The sequence below is a fragment of the Ancylobacter sp. genome (assembly GCF_965249975.1).
GTDB lineage: Bacteria > Pseudomonadota > Alphaproteobacteria > Rhizobiales > Xanthobacteraceae > Ancylobacter.
This window is the reverse complement of record NZ_CBDFNE010000003.1, coordinates 115,179-137,896: the sequence shown is the minus strand read 5'-3', so window position 1 is coordinate 137,896 and position 22,718 is coordinate 115,179. Positions and strand designations below refer to the sequence as shown.

22 protein-coding genes and 1 tRNA gene are annotated in these 22,718 nt (G+C 67.2%); 13 read left to right on the top strand and 10 right to left on the bottom strand.

The genetic code is table 11. The features are described 5' to 3' along the window. Positions 1–86: 86 nt before the first annotated feature. Entirely contained in the window at positions 87–1,565 is a 1,479-nt protein-coding gene (locus ACP2AH_RS00740) for a lipopolysaccharide biosynthesis protein (protein WP_425104084.1), read from the top strand. Between the two features lie 9 nt (positions 1,566–1,574). Here the strand turns inward: ACP2AH_RS00740 and ACP2AH_RS00735 are convergent, their stop codons facing one another. After that, positions 1,575–1,817: a DUF2842 domain-containing protein gene (locus ACP2AH_RS00735; protein WP_425104083.1), complete on the bottom strand. Its 243-nt coding sequence runs from the start codon at positions 1,815–1,817 to the stop codon at positions 1,575–1,577. A gap of 153 nt (positions 1,818–1,970) precedes the next feature. On the opposite strand from ACP2AH_RS00735, the gene ACP2AH_RS00730 reads away from it, so the two are divergent. After that, entirely contained in the window at positions 1,971–3,059 is a 1,089-nt protein-coding gene (locus ACP2AH_RS00730) for a COX15/CtaA family protein (RefSeq protein ID WP_425104082.1), read from the top strand. Positions 3,060–3,093: 34 nt separating this feature from the next. Here ACP2AH_RS00730 and uvrA read toward each other — a convergent pair whose 3' ends face one another. Together uvrA and ACP2AH_RS00720 are read right to left on the bottom strand one after the other, a co-directional pair. Further along, positions 3,094–5,997 (bottom strand): excinuclease ABC subunit UvrA, encoded by a 2,904-nt coding sequence (gene uvrA, locus ACP2AH_RS00725; RefSeq protein WP_425104081.1) that lies wholly within the window; start codon positions 5,995–5,997, stop codon positions 3,094–3,096. Between the two features lie 97 nt (positions 5,998–6,094). Further along, complete coding sequence (locus tag ACP2AH_RS00720; RefSeq protein ID WP_425104080.1) at positions 6,095–6,247, bottom strand: hypothetical protein; 153 nt, start codon at positions 6,245–6,247, stop codon at positions 6,095–6,097. Positions 6,248–6,519: 272 nt separating this feature from the next. Here ACP2AH_RS00720 and ssb point away from each other — a divergent pair, with 272 nt between their 5' ends. Next, a complete protein-coding gene (gene ssb / locus ACP2AH_RS00715; RefSeq protein WP_425104079.1) occupies positions 6,520–7,086 on the top strand; it encodes a single-stranded DNA-binding protein in 567 nt (188 codons plus the stop codon). 150 nt (positions 7,087–7,236) lie between these two features. On the opposite strand, the gene ACP2AH_RS00710 is transcribed toward ssb, so the two are convergent. Beyond that, positions 7,237–7,863 (bottom strand): MarC family protein, encoded by a 627-nt coding sequence (locus ACP2AH_RS00710; protein ID WP_425104078.1) that lies wholly within the window; start codon positions 7,861–7,863, stop codon positions 7,237–7,239. A 275-nt stretch (positions 7,864–8,138) separates the two neighbouring features. Here ACP2AH_RS00710 and gyrA point away from each other — a divergent pair, with 275 nt between their 5' ends. The 7 genes from gyrA (at position 8,139) to tgt (ending at position 16,131) form a co-directional block, all read left to right on the top strand. Next, positions 8,139–10,922 carry a DNA gyrase subunit A gene (gene gyrA / locus ACP2AH_RS00705; RefSeq protein ID WP_425104077.1) on the top strand — a complete coding sequence of 928 codons (2,784 nt, stop codon included), beginning with the start codon at positions 8,139–8,141 and terminating at the stop codon, positions 10,920–10,922. A gap of 92 nt (positions 10,923–11,014) precedes the next feature. Next, entirely contained in the window at positions 11,015–12,106 is a 1,092-nt protein-coding gene (locus tag ACP2AH_RS00700) for an alpha/beta hydrolase family protein (protein ID WP_425104076.1), read from the top strand. Positions 12,107–12,204: 98 nt separating this feature from the next. Beyond that, positions 12,205–12,714, top strand: a complete 510-nt coding sequence (coaD, locus tag ACP2AH_RS00695; protein WP_421697738.1) for a pantetheine-phosphate adenylyltransferase — start codon at positions 12,205–12,207, stop codon at positions 12,712–12,714. A gap of 41 nt (positions 12,715–12,755) precedes the next feature. After that, the gene (locus tag ACP2AH_RS00690; RefSeq protein ID WP_425104075.1) at positions 12,756–13,322 is read left to right on the top strand and encodes a peptidylprolyl isomerase; all 567 of its coding nucleotides are present in this window, start codon (positions 12,756–12,758) and stop codon (positions 13,320–13,322) included. 31 nt (positions 13,323–13,353) lie between these two features. Next, positions 13,354–13,812 carry a peptidylprolyl isomerase gene (locus ACP2AH_RS00685; protein WP_244376647.1) on the top strand — a complete coding sequence of 153 codons (459 nt, stop codon included), beginning with the start codon at positions 13,354–13,356 and terminating at the stop codon, positions 13,810–13,812. A gap of 82 nt (positions 13,813–13,894) precedes the next feature. Then, positions 13,895–14,980 (top strand): tRNA preQ1(34) S-adenosylmethionine ribosyltransferase-isomerase QueA, encoded by a 1,086-nt coding sequence (queA, locus tag ACP2AH_RS00680; RefSeq protein WP_425104074.1) that lies wholly within the window; start codon positions 13,895–13,897, stop codon positions 14,978–14,980. Next, positions 14,977–16,131 (top strand): tRNA guanosine(34) transglycosylase Tgt, encoded by a 1,155-nt coding sequence (gene tgt / locus ACP2AH_RS00675; protein ID WP_425104073.1) that lies wholly within the window; start codon positions 14,977–14,979, stop codon positions 16,129–16,131. Before queA ends, tgt begins: the two co-directional genes overlap by 4 nt. A gap of 138 nt (positions 16,132–16,269) precedes the next feature. Here tgt and wrbA read toward each other — a convergent pair whose 3' ends face one another. Beyond that, the gene (gene wrbA, locus ACP2AH_RS00670) at positions 16,270–16,866 is read right to left on the bottom strand and encodes an NAD(P)H:quinone oxidoreductase (protein ID WP_425104072.1); all 597 of its coding nucleotides are present in this window, start codon (positions 16,864–16,866) and stop codon (positions 16,270–16,272) included. A 223-nt stretch (positions 16,867–17,089) separates the two neighbouring features. Between wrbA and ACP2AH_RS00665 the strand changes: the two genes are divergently transcribed. Both ACP2AH_RS00665 and ACP2AH_RS00660 read left to right on the top strand, forming a co-directional pair. Beyond that, positions 17,090–17,166, top strand: a tRNA-Lys gene (locus tag ACP2AH_RS00665). A gap of 46 nt (positions 17,167–17,212) precedes the next feature. Further along, positions 17,213–17,698 (top strand): hypothetical protein, encoded by a 486-nt coding sequence (locus tag ACP2AH_RS00660; protein ID WP_425104071.1) that lies wholly within the window; start codon positions 17,213–17,215, stop codon positions 17,696–17,698. 36 nt (positions 17,699–17,734) lie between these two features. On the opposite strand, the gene ACP2AH_RS00655 is transcribed toward ACP2AH_RS00660, so the two are convergent. Together ACP2AH_RS00655 and ACP2AH_RS00650 are read right to left on the bottom strand one after the other, a co-directional pair. Further along, on the bottom strand, positions 17,735–18,373 hold the full coding sequence (locus ACP2AH_RS00655; protein ID WP_425104070.1) for an alpha/beta hydrolase: 639 nt from the start codon (positions 18,371–18,373) through the stop codon (positions 17,735–17,737). A gap of 29 nt (positions 18,374–18,402) precedes the next feature. Next, positions 18,403–18,729, bottom strand: coding sequence for a sulfurtransferase TusA family protein (locus ACP2AH_RS00650; protein WP_425104069.1), 327 nt, complete (start codon positions 18,727–18,729; stop codon positions 18,403–18,405). A 117-nt stretch (positions 18,730–18,846) separates the two neighbouring features. On the opposite strand from ACP2AH_RS00650, the gene mobB reads away from it, so the two are divergent. Next, complete coding sequence (gene mobB, locus ACP2AH_RS00645; protein ID WP_425104068.1) at positions 18,847–19,383, top strand: molybdopterin-guanine dinucleotide biosynthesis protein B; 537 nt, start codon at positions 18,847–18,849, stop codon at positions 19,381–19,383. On the opposite strand, the gene mobA is transcribed toward mobB, so the two are convergent. From mobA to recG, 3 genes are all read right to left on the bottom strand, one after another. Beyond that, on the bottom strand, positions 19,368–19,988 hold the full coding sequence (mobA, locus tag ACP2AH_RS00640; protein ID WP_425104067.1) for a molybdenum cofactor guanylyltransferase MobA: 621 nt from the start codon (positions 19,986–19,988) through the stop codon (positions 19,368–19,370). The two genes, mobB and mobA, sit on opposite strands and share 16 nt — an antisense overlap. After that, positions 19,985–20,392 carry a YbaN family protein gene (locus ACP2AH_RS00635; RefSeq protein ID WP_425104066.1) on the bottom strand — a complete coding sequence of 136 codons (408 nt, stop codon included), beginning with the start codon at positions 20,390–20,392 and terminating at the stop codon, positions 19,985–19,987. The genes mobA and ACP2AH_RS00635 overlap by 4 nt, the downstream gene beginning before the upstream one ends. A gap of 145 nt (positions 20,393–20,537) precedes the next feature. Continuing rightward, a complete protein-coding gene (gene recG, locus ACP2AH_RS00630; protein WP_425104065.1) occupies positions 20,538–22,619 on the bottom strand; it encodes an ATP-dependent DNA helicase RecG in 2,082 nt (693 codons plus the stop codon). Positions 22,620–22,718: the final 99 nt, after the last annotated feature.

Below are 22,718 nucleotides of genomic sequence, written 5' to 3'. Positions count from 1 at the left end.
CCGGCACCCCCAATAGCCGGTGACACTTCCCGACAAGTCTAGACGCTTTAACACGGTGGAAACCATGGCGGTGCCTAATAGGCCCCATGATCGACCCCCGCGAAAGCACTCCGCCGATGGATGCCGGCACCGTCTCCGAGGCGGACGTCGCGGATTCCGGGAATCGGTCCGCACCGGCGCGCCGCTTCCTGCGCGGGCTGATCCTGCCGACCCTTGCCGCTCTCGTCATGGCCGGGGTCGCCGGCGAAATCACCGCCCCCCGCTACGAGTCCCGTGCGCGGCTGTGGATCGACGGGCGCGACGCAGCGGCGGGACGGGACAGCCTGAAGGTCCTCACCTCGCGGGACTTTGCCCGGCAGGCAATTGAAACTCATCGTCTGACCGCGCGCCTCGCCGCTCCCACCGCCAGCGGCGCCGGAGTGCTGTCCGGCACAGCTCTGCAACTGGCCGGCTTCGCACTGCCAAGCGACGCGGCGCCGCTCTCGCGCGAGACCCTCGCCTTGCGCAGTCTGGAGCGCGGGCTGGAGGTGCGGCAGATCGGTGGGGGCCAGGTGGCGATCGATGTCGTCTCTCCCGACCCGCGGCTCTCTGCCGATGTGGCCAATGCCCTTGCCGCGACCTATGTTGAACTGCGCCAGACACGTGGCGTGCATCCGGCGGAGCCGGAGGGCCCTGCGCCCGTGCCCGCCCGAATCATCGCCAATGCCGCGCCGGCGACAGTTGCGCGCTGGCCGACACCGCTCCTCTCCAGCCTTTTCGCCGGTATCGGCACTTTTGCGCTGGTGTTTGGCTTGCAGAGCTGGTTGCGGCGGCGTCAGGGCGCCCCGGGCCACGAATATGGCGCCGTGCCGCTGCCGGAAACGACGCCGCGCCCGCGCCAGCACCTACCCTGGATCGGCGCGCAATCCAGCGAATCCGCGAGTTCCGCCGAACTGACCAGCCCGCTGCGGCTGCTGTCGCGCGAGCGCGAGCAGGCCGACCTCGCCCGGCTGATCGAACTGCGCGGAAGCGCGGCGCGCCTTGTCACGGTCACCGGCAGCCGTGCCGACGAATCCATCGCCCGCTGCGCGCTTGCGCTTGGCCGTTCGCTGGCCGGGACGGAGCAGCGCGTGGTGGTGGTCTGCCTCGACGTCGCCTCGCCGACACTCGACGGCCTGACCGCCGATCCCCGTGCGCCGGGGCTGACCGACCTGCTGTCGGGTGTCTGCGGCTTCTCGGACGCCATTCACCGTGAAAGCGCCTCGCGCTGCCACGTTATCCCGCCGGGGCGCGGTGCGCGCGAGGCGGACGGCTTGGTCACCGCCGACCGGCTGCCGCTGATCCTGACCGCGCTGAAACAGACCTATGATCACGTGATTGTGGCTGCGCCGCCGCTGAGCGGCATGGCGGGCGCTGAGCGTCTCGCGGGCCTCAGCCCGACCACCATTCTCGTCACCCAACCGGGCGGAATGGCGACCGACGCGGTTCAGGCCTTCGATGCGCTCGCGTCCCTCGGCTTCGGTGACATCGCGATGGTGACCTTTACGCCGGAGGCAGAACCCCGCGCCTTGTCCCGCGCCGCCTGACCCAACTGTTCAAAGCGTTTCTGACCGTCGGTCGCGCCGCTGCATCCAGCGGATCAGCAGGCCCGCGGGAACGATCCAACCAATGCCCAGCACCACATAAGCGACGAATTGCCCGAGGGCGGGCAGGGTGGTGACGCGCCCCTGCGCCAGCGCCATCGCCGCCAGCGCCCAGCCGAGCACCAGAAAGACCAAGAGCACGGTGCCGACGAATTTGCGCGAGCGAGCGGAAAGGCCGGGACGAGGGGCGGACATGGGCGGCTCCGGTCTGGACGGTCGGGCGCGAGACAATGAGTCCCGTTGCGCGCGGGCAGCGGCCTCTATATCGCTCGCGACGCCCGGGCGGAAGCGGCCCGGCGCGGGGTGGCCGATGGGGCAGGCGGCCGCCAATGCAGGGAGCGCCCGCTTATGGTTCAGGATCACGTCGCCAGCGACGTCCCCCGTCACCTCGCCGTGCCACGCGCCAGCGAACCTTCAGCCGGCGACCGTCTGCGGCCGGTGCGGCTCTGGCTCTATTTCGTGGCGGCGCTGGTGGTGCTGATGGTCGTCGTCGGCGGCGCCACGCGGTTAACCGAGTCGGGCCTTTCCATCACCGAGTGGAAGCCGGTGACCGGCACGCTGCCGCCGCTGAGTGACGCGGCATGGCAGGCGGAGTTCGATAAGTACCGGCAGATCCCGCAGTACCAGCAGATCAACCGGGGCATGAGCCTCGCCGAGTTCAAGTACATTTTCTGGTGGGAATGGGGCCATCGGCTGCTCGGCCGCGTCATCGGCTTCGCCTTCCTGCTGCCCTTTCTCTTCTTCCTCTGGCGCGGCATCCTCGATAGGCCGCTGCGCTGGAAGCTCGCCGGCCTGTTCGTGCTTGGCGGCCTTCAGGGCGCGGTCGGCTGGTGGATGGTGGCGTCCGGGCTGGTCAACCGCGTCGATGTCAGCCAGTACCGGCTGGCGACCCATCTCACCCTCGCCTGCATCATTCTCGCCGCTATCGTCGCGGTCGCGACCCAGCTAAAGCCGCCCAAGGAGAGGCGCGCGTCGCCGGACTGGCTGCGCGGCTATGCGCGGATTCTGCTCGCCGTGGTGCTGCTGCAGATCTTCCTCGGCGGCCTCGTCGCCGGCCTCGACGCCGGGCTGACCTACACCACCTGGCCGCTGATGGACGGGCATCTCGTGCCGCCGCTCGACAATCTGTTCGTGCAGCAGCCGGCCTGGCGGAACCTGTTCGAGAATGTTCTCACCGTGCAGTTCAACCACCGCCTCGTCGCTTATGTGCTGCTCGCGCTGGCACTCGGTCACTGGCTGAGCGCGCGGCGGATCGGCGGCGCGGTGCGCCAGCGGGCGACCCTGATCCTGCTGCTGGTCTGCGCCCAGGCCGCCCTCGGCATCCTGACCCTGATCCACCAGGTGCCGATCGACATCGCGCTGACGCACCAGTTCGGCGCCACGCTTGTGCTGATCGCAGTGACGGTGAATCTGGTGCGTCTGCGGGAAGGCGCCTGAGGCACCAGCGGCGCGACCCGAAAGGGCCGCGCCCCTACTCCGCCGCGCTGCGCGGCTTCAGCGGTCGGCGGGCGAGCACTTCGGCGAGGAAGCGGCCGGTATGGCTGCGCTCGGCTTTGGCGATCACTTCCGGCGGCCCGGCGGCGACGATCTCGCCACCGCCATCGCCGCCTTCCGGGCCGAGGTCGATCACCCAGTCGGCGGTTTTGATGACTTCGAGATTGTGCTCGATCACGACAACCGTGTTGCCCTGCTCGACCAGCTCGTGCAGCACCTCCAGCAGCTTCGCCACATCGTGGAAATGCAGGCCGGTGGTCGGCTCGTCGAGGATGTACAGCGTGCGCCCGGTGGCGCGCTTCGACAGCTCCTTGGAGAGCTTCACCCGCTGCGCTTCGCCGCCCGACAGGGTATTGGCCTGCTGGCCGACATGGATATAGCCGAGGCCGACGCGGGCGAGCGTTTCCAGCTTGTCGCGCACCGCCGGTACCGCCTTGAAGAACTCCGCGCCCTCGTCGACGGTCATGTCGAGCACATCGGCGATGGATTTGTTCTTGAAGGTGACTTCCAGCGTCTCGCGGTTGTAGCGCTTGCCCTTGCAGACATCGCAGGTGACGTAGACATCGGGCAGGAAGTGCATCTCGATCTTGATGACACCGTCGCCCTGGCACGCTTCGCAGCGCCCGCCCTTGACGTTGAACGAGAACCGGCCCGGCCCATAGCCGCGCGCTTTCGCTTCCGGCAGGCCGGAGAACCATTCGCGGATCGGGGTGAAGGCGCCGGTATAGGTCGCCGGGTTCGAGCGCGGGGTGCGGCCGATCGGCGACTGGTCGATGTCGATGACCTTGTCGAGGTGCTCCAGCCCTTCCAGCCCGTCATGCGGGGCCGGCGGCTCGGAGGCGCCGTTCAGCCGCCGCGCGACCGCCTTGTAGAGCGTGTCGATCAACAGGGTTGATTTGCCGCCACCCGACACGCCGGTGACCGCCGTGAACAGGCCGAGCGGGATCGAGGCGGTGACGTTCTTCAGATTGTTGCCGCGCGCATTCACCACCCGCAGCATCCGCTTGGGGTTCGGCTTGCGGCGCTTGGGCACCGGCACGTTCAACTCGCCGGTGAGGTATTTGCCGGTGAGCGAATTCGGGTTGGCGAGGAGTTCCTTCGGCGTCCCTTGCGCGACGATGCGCCCACCATGCACCCCAGCGCCGGGGCCGACATCGACCACATAATCGGCGGCGAGGATGGCGTCCTCGTCATGCTCGACCACGATCACCGTGTTGCCGAGATCGCGCAGCCGGCGCAGCGTGCCGAGCAGGCGCTCATTGTCGCGTTGATGCAGGCCGATGGACGGCTCGTCCAGCACATAGAGCACGCCCGTGAGACCCGAGCCGATCTGCGAGGCGAGACGGATGCGCTGACTCTCGCCGCCCGACAACGTGCCGGAGGCGCGGGCGAGGGTGAGATAATCCAGCCCGACATCCAGCAGGAAGGCGAGGCGCTCGCGGATCTCCTTGAGAATACGCGCGGCGATCTCGTTCTGCTTGTCGGTGAGCTGGCCGGGGAGGGTGGCGAACCATTCCAGCGCGTGGCGCACGGAAAGCTCCGCCGCCTCGCCGATATGCCGGCCGGCGATCTTCACCGCCAGCGCCTCAGGCTTCAGCCGGTAGCCATGGCAGGAGGCGCAGGGCACGGCGGAAAAATACTTGCCGATCTCCTCGCGCGCCCAGTCGCTTTCCGTCTCGCGCCAGCGCCGCTCCAGATTGGTGACGATGCCCTCGAAGGTCTTCACCGTCTCATAGGCGCGCATGCCGTCATTATAGACGAAGCGGATCGTCTCGGCCTTCGAGCCGTGCAGAATGACGCTGCGCACATTCTCCGGCAGTTCCGCCCAGGGGGTCGTGAGCTTGACGCCGTAATGGCGGGCGATCGCTTCCAGCGTCTGGCCGTAATAGGGCGAGGTCGATTTCGCCCAAGGCGCGATGGCGCCCTGCTTGAGCGAGCGGGCCGCATCGGGGACGATGAGGTTCGGGTCGATCTTGCTCTCATGGCCCAGCCCATCGCAGGTGGGGCAGGCGCCGAACGGATTGTTGAAGGAGAACAGCCGCGGTTCGATTTCGGCGATGGTGAAGCCGGAAACCGGGCAGGCGAATTTCTCCGAGAACACGATGCGGCGGGCGTCGCCGCTCTCTTCCTTCTCGTCGGCGAACTCGATCACCGCGATGCCGTCGGCAAGGCCGAGCGCCGTCTCGAACGAGTCCGCCAGCCGGCTGGCGATATCCGGCCGCACGACGAGGCGGTCCACCACCACGTCGATATCGTGCTTGAACTTCTTGTCGAGCGACGGCGCGTCGGCGATCTCATGGAATTCGCCGTCGATCTTGACGCGTTGGAATCCCTTTTTCTGGAATTCGGCCAGCTCCTTGCGGTACTCGCCCTTGCGACCGCGCACCACGGGCGCGAGCAGATAAAGGCGGGTTTTCTCCGGCAGGGCGAGCACCCGGTCGACCATCTGACTGACGGTCTGGCTTTCGATCGGCAAGCCGGTGGCCGGCGAATAGGGCACGCCCACGCGCGCCCAGAGCAGGCGCATATAGTCATAAATCTCGGTGACGGTGCCGACCGTCGAGCGCGGATTCTTCGAGGTCGTCTTCTGCTCGATGGAAATAGCCGGCGAGAGGCCGTCGATCTGGTCGACATCCGGCTTCTGCATCATCTCCAGAAACTGGCGCGCATAGGCCGAGAGGCTCTCGACATAGCGGCGCTGGCCCTCGGCATAGATGGTGTCGAAGGCCAGAGACGACTTGCCCGATCCGGACAGGCCGGTGAACACCACCAGGCTGTCCCGCGGGATTTCGAGATCGACATTCTTGAGGTTGTGCTCGCGCGCGCCCCGGATCGCAATCGTGCGGGCATCGCGGCGCGGGAGATCCACGCGGTCCTTCATTCCGAACTCTTCTCGCCGGTTTCTACGGGCAGCTACGCCGAACAACAGATTTTGCAGGGCGGCGCATTACGGCGACGAGGCCCGCCCGGCGAAGGGATCAGCCCCCGACGCCGTGCAGCGCTGCCAGTCCCGCCGCGACAGCAAGTGCGCCGGCTACGGCCAGAAAGGCCCGGCGGATCAACGCCTGGCGCGCCTCTTCTGCACGGATGGCGATGGCACGGGCGCGCGGGGGGTGGCGCATCTGGGTCATGATGGGGACAGGCTCCCTTTTAGAACACAGGGTAAACATAGTCCGGCGCGCGCGCTTCGCAATGTCGACTCAGCACTCTTGCAGCAGCTTAGACACAATGCTAGGAACAGAACAAGAACACTGTGCCTGGCCGGTGTTCCACTGCGCGGTGTGGCGCAAAGCGGTGGACAAGCACAGGCCCGAGGCGCGCGGCCGGGCGCGGGCTGGTCTACTATGCGTTCCCTTTCACGAGCGCGCGCCAGAGCGGGCGTCCGGCAGTTTCGGAGGACAAGATGGCGGGCAGCGTCAACAAGGTGATCCTGATCGGCAATCTCGGCCGCGACCCTGAAGTGCGGACGTTCCAGAATGGCGGGCGGGTCTGCAATCTGCGCATCGCGACCTCGGAAACCTGGCGCGACAAGGCCTCGGGCGAGCGAAAGGAACGCACCGAGTGGCATAGCGTGGTGATTTTCAACGAGAATCTGCTGCGGGTCGCGGAGCAGTATCTGCGCAAGGGCTCCAAGGTCTATATTGAAGGCCAGATCGAGACCCGCAAGGCCACCGACCAGAATGGCGGCGAGCGTTATTTCACCGAAATCGTGCTGCGGCCCTTCCGGGGCGAGCTCACCATTCTCGACAGCCGCGGCGGCGGGGCCGAAGGCGGCGGCGGTGCCGACGACTACAGCGCCGGGGGCAGCGATTTCGGTTCGGGCGGCGGCTATGGCGGTGCTTCGGGTGGCGGGCGTTCCTTCGGTGGCGAGCGTCGTCCGGCGCCCGCGAGTGGATCGGGCGGCGGCAAGTTCGGCGGCGGGCCCGCTGGCGGCTCCGGCGGCGACCTCGACGACGAAATTCCGTTCTGAGGCAGGGCTACCGCTCTGACCCTGGGCAAAGCGGCTCACCCGTCAGCGCTTACGTCTATTGGCGCGGGCCGCCTTGCTGTCGCGCGGCTTGCGGAAGCGGGCAGGGGATCGACGCTACGGTGTGATGCGATGCCCGAGGCCCGGCGGGCTTCAGGTGAGGAACGACGCCCGGATACCGTCAATCACGAACTGTACCGCCAGCGCGGTCAGCACTACGCCCAGCAAGCGCGAGAGAATGGCGTTGCCGGTGACGCCGAGCAGCCTGTCCATCCGACGGGCTGCGAGGAAGACGGCGAGGCAGCTTGCGATGACCAGCGCGGTGATAGCAAACAGCGCCGCGAGCCGTGCCGGGTCTCCATGCGCCTCGCCCGCCAGCAGCAGCATGGCCGTGATGGCACCGGGGCCCGCCATCAACGGGATCGCGAGAGGGAACACGGCCAGGGTGCGCAGCAGTTTTTCGCGCTGCGCCACTTCCGAGGCATCGAATTTCCGCTCGGTCCGTCGTCCGAACACCATCTCGAAAGAGATCGCGAACAGCAACAGCCCGCCGGCGATGCGGAAGGCGGGCAGGGTGATGCCCAGCGCAGCCAGAAGCGGCGCGCCGACAAGGCCGAACGTGACCAATATCGCCAGCGCAATAGCGGCCGAACGGAGCGCCACCAACCGACGTTCCATAGCCGTGAGGTCCGATGTCACCGCCAGGAACAGCGGCGCGAGGCCGATCGGGTCGATCACAACCGCCATGGTTACGATTGCCGAGAACATATAGTCGAGCACGTCGCCACCTTCCGCCTTCCGTCATGGCGCCCCGCCAACGGTAGTATTCTATAAGATCGCCCCCGCGCGGGCCTGCCAAGGCCCCTCAGACGACGCCGCTTGGCCACACGCGGCGCCACGCTTTCGCCACCTTCGCGCGGGGCTGTGGAATTGGGGCTGTAAGCCTTTGGAACGTCAGGCGTTTTGGCGTCGGAGAAAAAGCCGTAGCGCTGGCGTTTCCGGGCGGAATGGTCTAAACAGGCACACACGTTCCGCAACCACGGAAAGACGATTCCTTGTCCGATTCCGACACGTTCAACCCGGAGGGCGGCGGCCCTTCGGATATCCGGCCCGTCTCGATCACCGAGGAGCTGTCCCGCAGCTATCTCGACTATGCGATGAGCGTCATCGTCTCCCGCGCGCTCCCCGACGTGCGCGACGGTCTGAAGCCGGTGCATCGCCGCATCCTGTTCTCGATGCGCGAGAACAACTACACGCCCGAACGTCCCTACAATAAATCGGCGCGTGTGACCGGCGATACGATGGGTAAGTACCATCCGCACGGCAACCAGGCGATCTATGATGCGCTGGTGCGTCTGGCGCAGGACTTCTCGATGCGCCTGCCGCTGATCGACGGTCAGGGCAATTTCGGTTCCGTCGACGGCGACCCGCCGGCGGCCGAGCGCTACACTGAGGTCCGGCTCGCCAAGCCGGCGATGAACCTGCTGGACGATCTCGACAAGGACACGGTCGATTTCCAGGACAATTACGACGGCCGCGAGCAGGAGCCGACGGTCCTGCCGGCCCGCTTCCCTAATCTGCTCGTCAACGGTGCCGGCGGCATCGCGGTCGGCATGGCGACCAACATCCCCCCGCACAATCTCGGTGAGGTGGTGGATGCGTGCGTTGCGCTGATCGATGATCCCTCGCTCGATGTGGAGCGGCTGCTCGACTATATTCAGGGCCCGGACTTCCCCACTGGCGCGCTCATTCTCGGACGCAGCGGCATAAGGCAAGCCTATCTCACCGGCCGTGGCTCCATCGTCATGCGTTCTCGCGCGACGATCGAGGAAATCCGCAAGGACCGCGACGCCATCATCGTCACCGAAATTCCCTATCAGGTGAACAAGGCGACGATGATCGAGCGCATCGCCGAGCTGGTGCGCGAGAAGCGGCTGGAGGGCATCGCCGAGATTCGCGACGAATCCTCCCGCGAAGGCATGCGGGTGGTGTTCGAGATCAAGCGCGACGCCCAGGCGGATGTCGTGCTCAACAACCTCTACCGCATGACCGCGCTGCAGACGTCCTTCGGCGCCAATATGGTGGCGCTGAACGGCGGCAAGCCGGCGTTGATGAACCTGCTGGACCTGCTGACCGCCTTCGTCGCCTTCCGCGAGGACGTGGTCAGCCGGCGGACGAAGTTCCTGCTGCGCAAGGCGCGTGACCGTGCGCATGTGCTGGTCGGCCTCGCCATCGCTGTCGCCAATATCGACGAGATCATTCACACGATCCGCACCTCTCCGGATCCCGCTTCGGCGCGCGAAGCGCTGATGACGCGGCATTGGCCGGCGATGGATGTTGCTCCGCTGATCGCGCTGATTGACGATCCCCGTCACCGTCTCGCCGAGGACGGCACCTATCGCCTCTCCGCCGAGCAGGCGCGCGCGATTCTCGATCTGCGCCTGCAGCGCCTCACCGCGCTGGGCCGGGACGAGGTGGCGGACGAACTCGACAAGATCGCGGTGGAGATTCGGGAGTATCTCGACATCCTCGCCAGCCGCGAGCGCATCCGCGGCATCGTCAAGGACGAGTTGCTGGCGGTGAAGGCGGAATTCGGCACGCCGCGCAAGACCGAGATCACCGAAGCCGAGGGCGACTTCGAGGACGAGGACCTGATCGCCCGCGAGGACATGGTCGTCACGGTTTCCCATGCCGGCTATGTGAAGCGTGTGCCGCTGTCGACCTATCGCGCGCAGCGGCGTGGCGGCAAGGGTCGCTCGGCGATGCAGACCAAGGACGAGGATTTCGTCACCCGTCTGTTCGTCGCCTCGACCCATGCCCCCGTGCTGTTCTTCTCGTCCAAGGGGCAGGTCTACAAGCTGAAGGTCTGGCGCCTGCCCATGTCGGCGCCGCAGTCGCGCGGCAAGGCGCTGGTGAACATTCTGCCACTCACCGAAGGCGAGCGTATCACCTCGATCATGGCGCTGCCGGACGAGGACGCGTGGAGCCGGCTTCAGATCATGTTCGCCACCAATTCCGGCACGGTGCGGCGGAACGAGCTGTCCGATTTCACCAATGTGAACCGCAACGGCAAGATCGCGATGAAGCTGGAGGTCGGCGAGGCCATCGCCGGCGTGCAGCTCTGCACCGAGGCCGACGACGTGCTGCTGACGAGTGCCAATGGCCAGTGCATCCGCTTTCCGGTCACCGAGGTGCGCGTCTTCAAGGGGCGCGATTCCATGGGCGTGCGCGGTATCCAGCTGGAAGAAGGCGATCGGCTCATTTCCATGGCCATCATTCGCCATGTCGAGGCGACGGCGGAAGAGCGTGCCGCCTATATCAAGCTCGCCAACGCCATCCGCCGCAGCCAGAACGGCGTGGAAGCCAATGGCGAGGAGGGCGAGATCGTTGAGGCCGAGATCGTCGAGCCGGACGCGGAAGAAGCCGTGGTCGCACCGGCGGATATCGACCAGGCGCGCTATGTCACCATGGGCGCGGCAGAGCAGTTCATTCTGACGCTCTCGGAGAATGGCTACGGCAAGCGCACCTCTTCCTACGAGTACCGGACCACGCGGCGCGGCGGTAAGGGCATCGTCGCCATGGCGGTCAATGACCGCAACGGCCCGTTGGTTGCCTCCTTCCCCGTGGAGGACGCCGATCAGATCATGCTCGTCACTGACGGTGGTCAGCTCATACGCTGTCCGGTGAACGGCATCCGCACCGTGGGGCGTGGCAGCCAAGGCGTGATCGTGTTCGACACGGCAGAGGACGAGAAGGTCGTCTCCGTCGAGCGCGTCACTGAGGAAGAAGGCGACGAGGCGCTGGGCGGCGAGGCGGCGGGTGAAGACGCCGCAAGCTGAGCCAAGGCCATCATGAGAACACGGAACGGCGCCAGAAGGCGCCGTTCTTGTTTCCACGCCTCGTATCGTGCCCCGCCCGAGTGTCATCGCCCATGCGCCCCCTTTTCCTCCTTCTCGCGCTTGCCTTCATGGCGATCAGCGTTGGAGTCTCGCGCGCCGACGGTGTCGGCTTTCGCCGACTGAGCCTCGTTGAGATGCCGGAGCGCCCGCTGGAAGCGGCGGTTTGGTATCCGACATCGGCGTCGGGCCCGCAGACATTGATCGGCGACAACGCTGCATTGGTGGGCGAATCCGTCATCGTCGACGCCGCCCCGACACCTGGCCGCCACCGTCTCGTCGTGCTCTCTCACGGCTTTGGCGGCAATCTGGGCAATCAGGCCTGGCTGGCGGTCACGCTTGCGCGGCATGGCTATGTCGTCGCGGCGGTGAATCATCCCGGGACCACCAGCCGCAACCTCAAGCCCGATACCGGCGCACGACTCTGGGAACGGCCGCGCGATCTGTCCCGGCTGATCGACCGGATCACCCGCGACCCCGCCTTCGGTGCGGCTGCCGACAAGGTCGGCGTCATCGGCCATTCTCTCGGCGGCTGGACGGCGATGGCCCTTGCCGGAGCGCGTTTCGATCCGGCCCGTTTCGCGGCGGACTGCGAGCTTCATGCCCAACTCGCGGCCTGCGAGATAGCTGGTCGGCTTGAGGTGGGAGGCACGGCCGAGGCGCGCACGCTGTTGGCCGGTGATCTTGCCGACCGACGCGTGGGTACGGCCGAGGCGCGCGCGCTGTTGGCCGGTGATCTCGCCGACCAACGGGTCGGTGCGGCGGTAGCGCTCGATCTCGGGCTGGCGCGCGGCTTCACGCCGGAGAGCCTCGCTGCCCTGAAGGTGCCTGTGCTGGTGATGTCGGCAGGCGAGGGCGACGCGCAGGTGCCCGCCGCCCTGGAGTCGCGTTATCTGGCCGCGCATCTCCCTTTCGCATTGGGACGCTATACCGCCTTGGACGGCGCCACGCATTTCAGCTTCCTGCCGCTGTGCAAGCCGGGGGCGGTCGCGTTGCTGGAGGCGGAGAAGCACGGCGATGGACCGGTCTGCCATAAAGGCACCGCCGCGGAGGGGCGCGCGGCCCTCCACGCGCAGGTGGCCGACGCCGTACTGCATTTTCTGGATACCGAACTCGGTGCGCCCTGAGCGGAGGCGACACAGTGACCAGCGGGCAGGTGAAACCTCCGCAGCTTGCGTCCGGGCCGCGAGACCGCTAACCCTTGCCGCGCACCGAGAGGCCCGAGATGAGCGCCATGCGCACCGCCTTCTACCCCGGCTCCTTCGACCCGCCGACCAACGGCCATGTCGAGGTCGCGCGCGCCGCCGCTCGGCTGGTGGACCGGCTGGTGGTGGGCGTCGGCATCCATCCCGGCAAGGCGCCGCTCTTCGCGCCGGCCGAGAGGCTGGAGATGTTGAGCGAGGTGTTTGCGCCCATCGCCCGCGAGGAGGGCGCCCGGCTCGACTGCGTCACCTTCGATACGCTCGTCGTCGATGCCGCCGAGGCCCATGGCGCCAGCCTGCTCATCCGTGGCCTGCGCGACGGCACCGATCTCGACTATGAAATGCAGATGGCCGGAATGAACGCGACGCTGAAACCCGGCGTGCAGACCGTTTTCCTGCCGGCCTCTCCCATTGCCCGCCCCATCACCGCCACGCTGGTGCGGCAGATCGCAGCCATGGGTGGGGATGTTTCCGCCTTCGTGCCCGGTCCCGTTCTCGTCCGCCTGCGCGGTCGGTTCGGGCGCGGGGCCTAGCGGCGGGCGGTCCCCGCCATCGCTCAACGGAGTTCATGCCCATGATCCGACGCCTTCTCGCTGCCTTCTCCGTCGCCTGCGCGCTGGCCATGGTCGCCGCCGCTCCGGCCTCGGCGCAGGCGCCCAAGCTGCCGCCGAATGTCGACCCGCAGAACGCCATCATCATGCAGACCACCAAGGGCCCGGTGGTGTTCGTGCTGCGCCCGGATATCGCCCCCCAGCACGCCGAGCGCATCAAGACGCTGGCGCGCGAGGGCTACTATGACAACGTGCCGTTCCATCGTGTCATCGAAGGCTTCATGGCGCAGACGGGCGATGGCCAATATGGCAACGGCACCGGTGGCTCGCGCTATCCGAACCTTCCGGCCGAGTTCTCCAACGTGCCGTTCAAGCGCGGCACCGTCGGCATGGCACGCGCCTCCAGCCCGAACAGCGCCAACTCGCAGTTCTTCATCACCTTCGGCGATGCGTCCTTCCTCAACGGCCAGTACACCGTGATCGGCCAGGTCGTGTCCGGCATGGAGAACGTTGACAAGCTCAAGCGCGGCGAGCCGGTGCAGAACCCCGACAAGATCATCTCGATGAAGGTGGCTGCGGACGTCAAGTGACGCCGCCAACCTTCCAATAAAGGAGAGACACATGACCGACACCGCTGAAACCACGCTGCTGCTCGAAACGACGCAGGGGCCGGTCAAGATCCGCTTCCGCCCGGACCTGGCGCCCGGCCATGTCGCGCGCATCAGCGAGCTCGCCAAGCAGGGCTTCTATGACGGCGTGGTCTTCCACCGCGTCATCGACGGCTTCATGGCCCAGACCGGCGATCCCACCGGCACCGGCCGCGGCGGCTCGGGCAAGAATCTGAAGGCTGAATTCAACAAGGGACGTCATGTGCGCGGCACCGCCTCCATGGCCCGCGCCCAGCACCCGGATTCCGCCGACAGCCAGTTCTTCATCTGCTTCGCCGATGCCGGCTTCCTTGATGGCCAGTACACCGTGTGGGGCGAGGTGATCGAAGGCATGGAGAATGTCGACAAGATCAAGCGCGGCGAGCCGGTGCAGAACCCGGACAAGATCGTCAAGGCGACCGTTTCCGCCTGATCACCGCGACGTTGAGGCATGATGCTGTCCCGGATGCGCGTGAGCGCATCCGGGATCGCCTTTTGTAAGAGCCGGGCCTTCCATGCGTGTCGACCTGTTCGATTTCGTTCTGCCGCCCGAGTGCATCGCGCTGCGGCCCGTCTCGCCGCGCGATGCGGCGCGGCTGCTCGTTGTGCGCGCCGGCGCGGACCCGGATCTGACCGACGCGCAAGTGCGCGATCTGCCGGAACTGCTGGCACCCGGCGACGCGCTGGTGGTCAACGATACGCGCGTGCTGCCGGCACGGCTCGACGGCATCCGCCGCCGTGCTACCTCGCAGGGCGAAGGGGTGCAGGTCGAAGCCATGTTGCATAAGCGGCTCGGCCCGGACAGCTGGCTGGCGCTCGCCCGCCCCGGCAAGCGGCTGGCGCCCGGCGACACCATCGAATTCGCCGCTGCCGACGGTAGCGCCACTCTCGCCGCGCGCATTGAGGCGAAAGGCGAGGGGGGTGAGGTCACGCTGCGCTTCGCGGCCGCCGGTCCAGCGCTCGATGCCGCCATCGCCGCCATCGGACATATTCCGCTGCCGCCCTATATCGCCGCGAAACGCGCCGACGACGCGCAGGACCGGGCCGATTACCAGACCATGTTCGCCGCCCATGAGGGTTCTGTCGCAGCGCCGACAGCGGGGCTGCACTTTACCCCCGAACTGATCGAGCGGCTGGGCGCGCGCGGCGTTGAGACCCATCGCGTCACCCTTCATGTCGGCGCCGGCACCTTTCTCCCTGTCAAGGCCGACGACACGGCCGACCATCGGATGCATGCCGAATGGGGCGAGGTCTCCCCCGAAACCGCAGCCGCGTTGAACGCGGTGCGGACGCGAGGCGGCAAGGTCGTCACCGTCGGGACCACGGCCACCCGGCTGATCGAGAGCGCCGCCTCGCAAGAGGGACTGCTCAGCGCCTGGCGCGGCGAAACCGATATTTTCATCACTCCCGGCACGCGCTTCCGCTTCATCGACGGCATGCTGACCAATTTCCACCTGCCGCGTTCGACGCTGGTGATGCTGGTCGCGGCGTTCATAGGTCATGAAACGCAGAAACGCGCCTATGCTCACGCTATCGCCAGCGGTTACCGCTTCTACTCCTATGGCGATGCCTGCCTTTTGCTGCCACAAGCCCGGCCATGACCCATCTCGACACGCCTGATCAGACAGATTTCCACTATCGCCTGCACGCCACCGACGGTGCCGCCCGGCTCGGCGAGGTCGTGACACCACGCGGTGTGGTGCGCACGCCCGCCTTCATGCCGGTGGGGACCGCCGGTACCGTGAAAGGTATGTATCCCGGGCAGGTCCGCGAGCTCGGTGCCGACATCCTGCTCGGTAACACCTATCACCTGATGCTGCGCCCCAGCGCCGAGCGCGTCGCCCGGCTGGGCGGGCTGCATGAGATGATGCGTTGGCCGCATCCCATTCTCACCGATTCCGGTGGCTTCCAGGTCATGTCGCTGGCAGGGCTGCGGAAGATGAGCGAGAAGGGCGTCACCTTCCGCTCGCATATCGACGGCGCCTATCACGAGCTGACGCCAGAGCGCTCCATCGAAATCCAGGGTCTGCTGGGTGCGGACATCCAGATGCAGCTGGACGAGTGCGTCCGCCTTCCGGCCCCGAAGGACGAGATTGCCCGCGCCCTGCGCCTGTCGCTGCGCTGGGCGGAGCGCTCGAAGAAGGCGTTTGAGGCACAGCCGAAAGGCCGGGCGCTGTTCGGCATCGTGCAGGGCGGTGACGACACGGAGTTGCGGATCGAATCGGCGCGGTGTCTGATCGACATCGACTTCCCCGGCTACTCCATCGGTGGTCTCGCGGTCGGCGAACCACAGGATGTGATGCTTGCGATGCTGGAGGTGGTGACGCCCATCCTGCCGGCGGAAAAACCGCGTTATCTCATGGGCGTCGGCACGCCGGACGACATTATCGAAAGCGTGGCGCGCGGCGTCGACATGTTCGATTGCGTGATGCCGACCCGCGCCGGGCGGCATGCGCAGGCCTTCACCCGCTTCGGCAAGATCAACCTGAAGAATGCGCGCCACGCCGAGGACCCTCGCCCGCTGGACGAAGAGAGCGACTGCCCGGCGGCGCGGGACTATTCGCGCGCCTATTTGCATCACCTCGTGCGCTGCGACGAGATGCTGGGCTCCATGCTGCTCACATGGGTGAACCTCGCCTATTACCAGAGCCTGATGGCCGGCATCCGCGCCGCCATCGCCGAAGGCCGGTTCGAGGCGTTCAAGGCCGAGGTGAAGGAGGGTTGGGCACGCGGGGATGTTCCGGCGCGGTGATCGCCCTCGCCGGTCCTCGCGCCAACCCGAACACGCTCAGGAAGCGCGCCGGGGCTTGAAGTGAACCCACTGGTCACCCCGGCGCGAAGCGTTCTTCGGCCGGGATGACCTGACTGCAACGGCTCAGTATCGCTCCGATCAGGCCAGCTTGGCCGCGATGGTGGCGACGTGCTTGCCCTGGAAGCGGGCTCCGGCCAGCTCGACCTCGGAAGGCTGACGCGAACCGTCGCCATTGGCGATCGTCGACGCACCATACGGCGAGCCGCCCTTGATCTCGTCGACACCCATCTGGCCCTGGAAGGCGTAAGGCAGGCCAACCACCACCATGCCATGGTGCAGCAGGGTCGGTACGAAGCCGAGAATGGTGGATTCCTGTCCGCCGTGCTGGGTGGCGGAGGAGGTGAATACCGAACCAACCTTGCCCACCAGCGCGCCGGCGAACCAAAGTCCGCCGGTCTGGTCTATGAAGCTGCGCATCTGCGAGGCGACCGTTCCGAAGCGGGTAGGGGCGCCGAAAATGATGGCGTCGTAATCTTTCAGTTCGTCCACCGTGGCGACCGGCGCCTTCTGGTCGAGCTTGAAATGGTTCTGTCGGGCGATCTCCTCCGGCACCGTTTCCGGCACCCGCTTCACCACGGCTTCGGCGCCCGCCTCGCGTGCCCCTTCGGCGACGGCCTCCGCCATCTTCTCGATGTGACCGTAGGTGGAATAATACAGCACCAGAACTTTGGCCATGTGTCTTCTCCTTGCCCCAGGGAGTGCCAGCGGCGCTCCCGAATGTCATGGCTGCAGGCTAATCGTGCCAAAGCCGCACCGGAAGCGGCATGATCGACGTGGCGCTCTTGCGCGCGTGCAATATGAAACATTTGGCGCGGCTATCAGGCTCTTGATAGGTGCCGCCGCGACGCGCCGTCCGCTTGCCATCGCGGTGCGAAACGCTTAAGCCCCCTTTTCGTGGGGGCCCGTAGCTCAGCTGGTTAGAGCGCGTGACTTTTAATCATGAGGTCCTGGGTTCGAGTCCCAGCGGGCTCACCACGCGCAAAGGCATATTCTAGAAGCCGTTTCCGTAGCAGGAGTTGAGATGTCCTACGCACCGTTTCTCCCGGCCTCGGTCTTCGCTCTCGCCCTCGTGGCGGCGCAGCCGGCTCTTGCGGCCGGCGCTTTCGAGTGCCCGAAGAGCACGCTCGAGGCCGCGCAGGCGGCGACGATCAAGTCCGTGCTGCCCACGGGCGATGGGCTCGACAAGCCGGAGGCGCTGGATGCGGCGGTGGATGGTCTGCGCGCCGCGGGCTTCAGCTCCGGCCTGATCATCGACGGCGTCATTTCCGCCTACTGCCCTGCAGTTGCTGCGAAATCCGGCCTTTCCGACGCCCAGAAGACCCAAGCTGTGACGAGCTTCGCCTCGCGTGTCGTCCGCACCGTCTATTCGCTCGACAGCGCCGACGCGGTGATTCTCGACGTGCCCTTCCCGCCGGAAATCCTCAACGCCATCAACACCAAGGCGGCGGCGGCGAAGATCTCACCGGAAGCCTTCGTGCGCCAGGCGGTCGACGCCGCTCTCAAGTAAGCCCTTGCGCCGGCTCTCTTTTCGGGAGCCGGCGTTCTAGTTTCCCGTCAGGCCTTCCAGCCGCGCGATGACGGTCTGGTGGAACTGGTCCATCGAGTCTATGCTCGTATGGTCGATCCCCGGCTGGCCGGAAAGATCAATGTTTTCAAGGTCGCCGGTGTAGCCGGGCGACGCCTCGACCGGCTCGCCGAAGCCGTCGGCGGCCCAGAAATTGATCAGAATTGCGACATTCTCCGGCACCGGATCGGGGTCAGTGGCGTCGAACGTCACCGCGAGATCGACTGCAATCCCCTGATTCTGCAACGTGTTAGCGACATTTATCACCGCGTTGGCGCCGAGAGAATGGCCGATCAGAATCGTCGGTCCCTCATGGCCGTCGCGCTCGCGTCGCTCGATCAGCGTGATCACCTGCTGCGCCTCGTCCCAGCCATAGAGCTCGGCATGGTAGCCCTGCGCCACCAATTCCTGCGCCAGCGCGTCAAGCCCTTGCGAGAACACGCCAAACAGCCCGCGCAGCAGATAGACATGGGTGTCGGCGCGCGACGGCAGCGGCGCGGCGGCGCTCTGGCCGTGATGCGGCGCCTGCGCCGACTTGGCGTGACCGGTGAGTGCGGTGAGGTGGACAGTGAGGCCGACAAGGCCGGTGAGAGTGAACAGACGGCGCGTCAGCTTCATTGGCAAACCCCGGGGCTGGACCAGCGCCGCTAGATAGCCGTACCTCCGGCGGGATGACCATCCCCCTCGCGCGCCGCTGGCGTCTCCCGCTTGCGAATTTGAAAGCTCAGGAGCTCGCCCTGCCGCTGCTCCGCCACCAGCTCATGGCCGTCCTGGCGCACGAGATGGGGAATGTCGATCGCGGCCATCGGGTCGGTACACTCGACGACGATCACGGCGCCCGCTCGCGCGCGAGCCAGCGCCCGGCGCGTGTGCAGCGCCGGCAGCGGGCATTTCAGCCCTTTGAGGTCGAGATGCAGCGGGGTCTCGTCGGCAATGGGGGCAACCATGGCGCGCGGGTTACGCCGGGACGGCACGGGAGGCAAGCGCTTCCGCCCCGACCCGGCGCAAGCGTGATCGGCGCACCCGCCCGGGCGACTTGACGCCGGGGCTGCGAGGGCCGAAGTGCTGGGAAAAGGCGCGGGGAGGCGAGCATGCGGCTGATCGGATTCGCGGGGTGGAGCGGCGCGGGCAAGACGACGCTGCTGGCGCGGCTCATTCCCGTTCTGGTCGGGCGCGGGCACCGCGTCTCCACGGTGAAGCACGCGCACCATAATTTCGATGTCGACAAGCCGGGCAAGGACTCGCACACCCATCGCACGGTCGGCGCGAGCGAGGTGCTGATTTCCTCCGCCAATCGCTGGGCGCTGATGCATGAGCTGCGCGGCGCGCCGGAGCCCGACCTGCCGGAACTCGTCGCGCGCCTGTCGCCGGTGGATTTGGTGCTGGTGGAAGGCTTCAAGCAGGACCACCATCCCAAGATCGAGGTTCACCGCGCCGAACTCGGCAAGCCGTTTCTCTATCCCGACGATCCGTTCATCCTCGGCCTCGCCAGCGACCGGGCGGTGCCGGGCTGCCCGCGCCCGGTGATCGACCTCGACGATATCGAGGCCATCGCCGATTTCGCCGATCAGCACGCCGCGCCGGTCGATTCCATCGCCTGGCGCCCGGCGGCTCACAGCGCGGGATAGACGGCGATCAGGCGCTCGGCGGTGAGAAGGTCGTCGGGCGTATTGAGGTTGAGAAACGGGTCGAGCGGCGTCGCCGGCCATTCCACCGGCACGGCGCCGATGTGGCGCACCCAGCGCATCATCCGCCGCTCGTCGTCGTCCACCAGCAGGCGGCGCAGCATAACGCGCGTCGCCACCGGCCACAGCCCGACCACGGGATGCTCGCGCCCGCCGGAAACGGCGTAGGCCGCCCCCGTTTCCCCGGCTGCGGCCGCCAGACGGGCGGCGAGATCGCGCGGCAGGAACGGGCAGTCGCTCGGCACGGTGAGCAGGTGGCGCGCGCCCGGCATCTCGCGCGCGACATGGTCGAGCCCGGCGAGCAGGCCGGCCAGTGGGCCGGGGTGGCCGGGCAGGGTGTCGGCCACCACAGGCAGATCGAGCCCGAAGCGCGCCGCCGGACCATTGGCATTGAGCAGCAGCGGCGAGACCTGCGGCGCCAGCCGGGCGGCGATGCACGCCAGCACCGTCTCGCCGCCGAGCCGCTTCAGCCCCTTGTCGCCACCACCCATGCGGCGCGACAGGCCGCCGGCGAGGATCAGCCCAGCGGGTCGCGCCGCCTCGCTCATGCGGTCGGCCGGGTGAGCAGATAGGCGCTGGTGCCGACGAAGATCGCGCCGATGATCGCCAGAACCGGCACGGAAAGCCCGATGACGACCAGCAGCACGAAGCTGCCGGCCATGCTGGCGGTCGCGGTGAGCTGCGCCCAGCGCGGCACCACGCCATTCGCTCGCCACGCCACGACGGACGGGCCGAGGCGGGGATGGGTGAGCAGCCAGCGCTCAAAACGCGGCGAGGAACGGGTGAACAGCCACGCCGCGAGAATGAGGAACACCGTGCCGGGCATGACAGGCGTGACGAGCCCGACAATGCCCAGACCAACACAGACCCAGGCGAGAACAAACATCGCCCAGCGCAGGGGCGCCGTGAGGGAAGAACTCTTTCGTTCCGGGCCGGTCATCGCGCCGTGCATCACCGCATCGCCTTGTTCGCCGCGCCCCCGCGGGTCGAGAACGTGCCGATCCGATTGCAGCGCAATCCGATCGGAAAACGTTCTCTATCAATCGTTTAGAGACTGATTCACCGATCAGGTTGAGATAACCTGATCGGATCAGGCTCTAGCCCGCGCTCAACAGCTTCACCGCCACGTCGCGCTCGAACACATGTAGCAACAGCCGCAGGGCCGCGCCACGCGGGCCCCGAAGATCAGAATCGTTCTTGACGATCTCCAGCGCCTCGGCCCGCGCCGCGACGAGAAGATCGCCATGCACATCGAGCCGCGCCAGCTTGAAGCCGGGAAAGCCGCTCTGCCGCGTGCCGAGCACGTCGCCCTCGCCGCGCAGCTTCAAATCCTGCTCGGCGAGGAAGAACCCGTCCTCGGAGGAGCGCAGTGCCTCCAGCCGCTGGCGGGCGATCTCCCCCAGCGGGCGGCGGTAGAGCAGCACGCAGGTGGAGGCCTCCGAACCACGCCCGACCCGGCCGCGCAGCTGATGAAGCTGCGCAAGGCCGAAACGTTCCGCATGTTCGATCACGATGATGCTGGCCTCGGGCACATCGACGCCGACCTCGACCACGGTGGTGGCGACCAGAAGCTGCGTTTCCCCGGCGGCGAAGGCGGCCATGGCGGCGTCTTTCTCCGCCCCCTTCATCTTGCCGTGGACGAGGCCGACACGGGCGCCAAAATGCGCCGCGAGATCGGCAAAGCGCGCCTCGGCGGCGGCGAGGTCGGAGGTTTCCGATTCCTCGACCAGCGGGCAGATCCAGTAGGCGCGCCGGCCGTCCGCCAGCGCGCGGCCGAGCCGGGCGACGATCTCGTCGATGCGGTCGGAAGGAATGGCACGGGTGTCGATGGGCTGGCGCCCGGCCGGCTTCTCCCGCAATTCGCTGGAATCCATGTCGCCGAAATAGGTCAGCACCAGCGTGCGGGGGATCGGCGTCGCGGTCATGACCAGCACATCCACCGCCTCGCCCTTGGCGGCCAGCGCCAAGCGCTGATGCACGCCGAAGCGGTGCTGCTCATCGACGATGGCGAGCGCGAGGTCGTGGAACTCCACTCCTTCCTGAAACAGCGCATGGGTGCCGATGACGAGGTCGATCTCACCGGCCGCGAGCCGGGCCAGAAGCTCCGCTCGCCCGCGCCCCTTCTCCCGCCCGGTGAGCAGGGCGACGCGAAGCCCCGCCGCTTCCGCCAGTGGCGCGATGGTCTTCATGTGCTGGCGGGCGAGGATTTCCGTCGGCGCCATCAATGCCGCCTGTCGGCCGGCCTCGATGACGGTCGCCGCCGCGAGCAGCGCCACCACGGTTTTCCCTGAGCCGACATCGCCCTGCAGCAGGCGCAGCATGCGGTCCTGCGAGCCGAGATCGGCGCGGATGGCCTTCAGCGCCTCGGTCTGCGATCCCGTGAGGGAAAAGGGCAGGGCACTCAGAATGCGCGCCGAAAACCGTCCATCGCCGAGGCTCGGCCGCCCGGCCTGCTTCACCGTGCTGGCCCGCAGCAGAGCGAGGGCGAGCTGGCCGGCGAGCAGCTCGTCATAGGCGAGGCGCTGCCAGGCGGGCCCCTGCGGGCTCGCATCCAGCGTCTCGCGCGGCTGGTGAACCTCGCGCAGCGCGTCGAGAAAGCCGATGCCGGGCGGGGCGGCGCGCCATTCCGGCAGGTCCTGCACCTGGGTGAACGCGGCCTCGATGGCGCGGCGCAGATGACCCTGACCCAGGCCCTCGACCAGCGGGTAGAGCGGCTCGATCGGCGGCAGCTTGGCGAGGCCGGCAGCGTCGACCACCCGGTCGGGGTGAACCATCTGCGCCATGCCGTCGTAGAGCGTGACGGTACCCGACACCCAGCGCGTCTCGCCGACGGGGAGCAGCCGTTCCATCCAGCTGCGCTCGGCCTTGAAGAAGGCGAGCGTCAGGTCGCCGGTGGCGTCATGGCCATAGACACGGTAGGGGGCGCGGGAGCCGCGCGGGGTGGGGACATGGCGGTCGACATGGATTTCCACCGTCACCACCGTGTCGGGCACGATTTCCGCCAGCGTCGGGCGGGCGCGGCGGTCGATGGTGGAGGCGGGCAGATGCAGCAGGAGATCGAGCACGCGCGCGCCCTCCTCCCGCCCGAGCAGGCGGTTGAAGGGCCGGGCCAGCTTCGGGCCGATGCCGGGAAGGCCGGTGATTTCGGCGAAATAGGGATTGAGAAGATCGGGCCGCATGATCGGCGGAAGGTGGACGATAGGCGCGCGGCGCGCAATCGCTTCCCGGGCGTTCTATCAGCCATGCCGACAAGCCACCTGACAGCGGGCGCCGCCCGC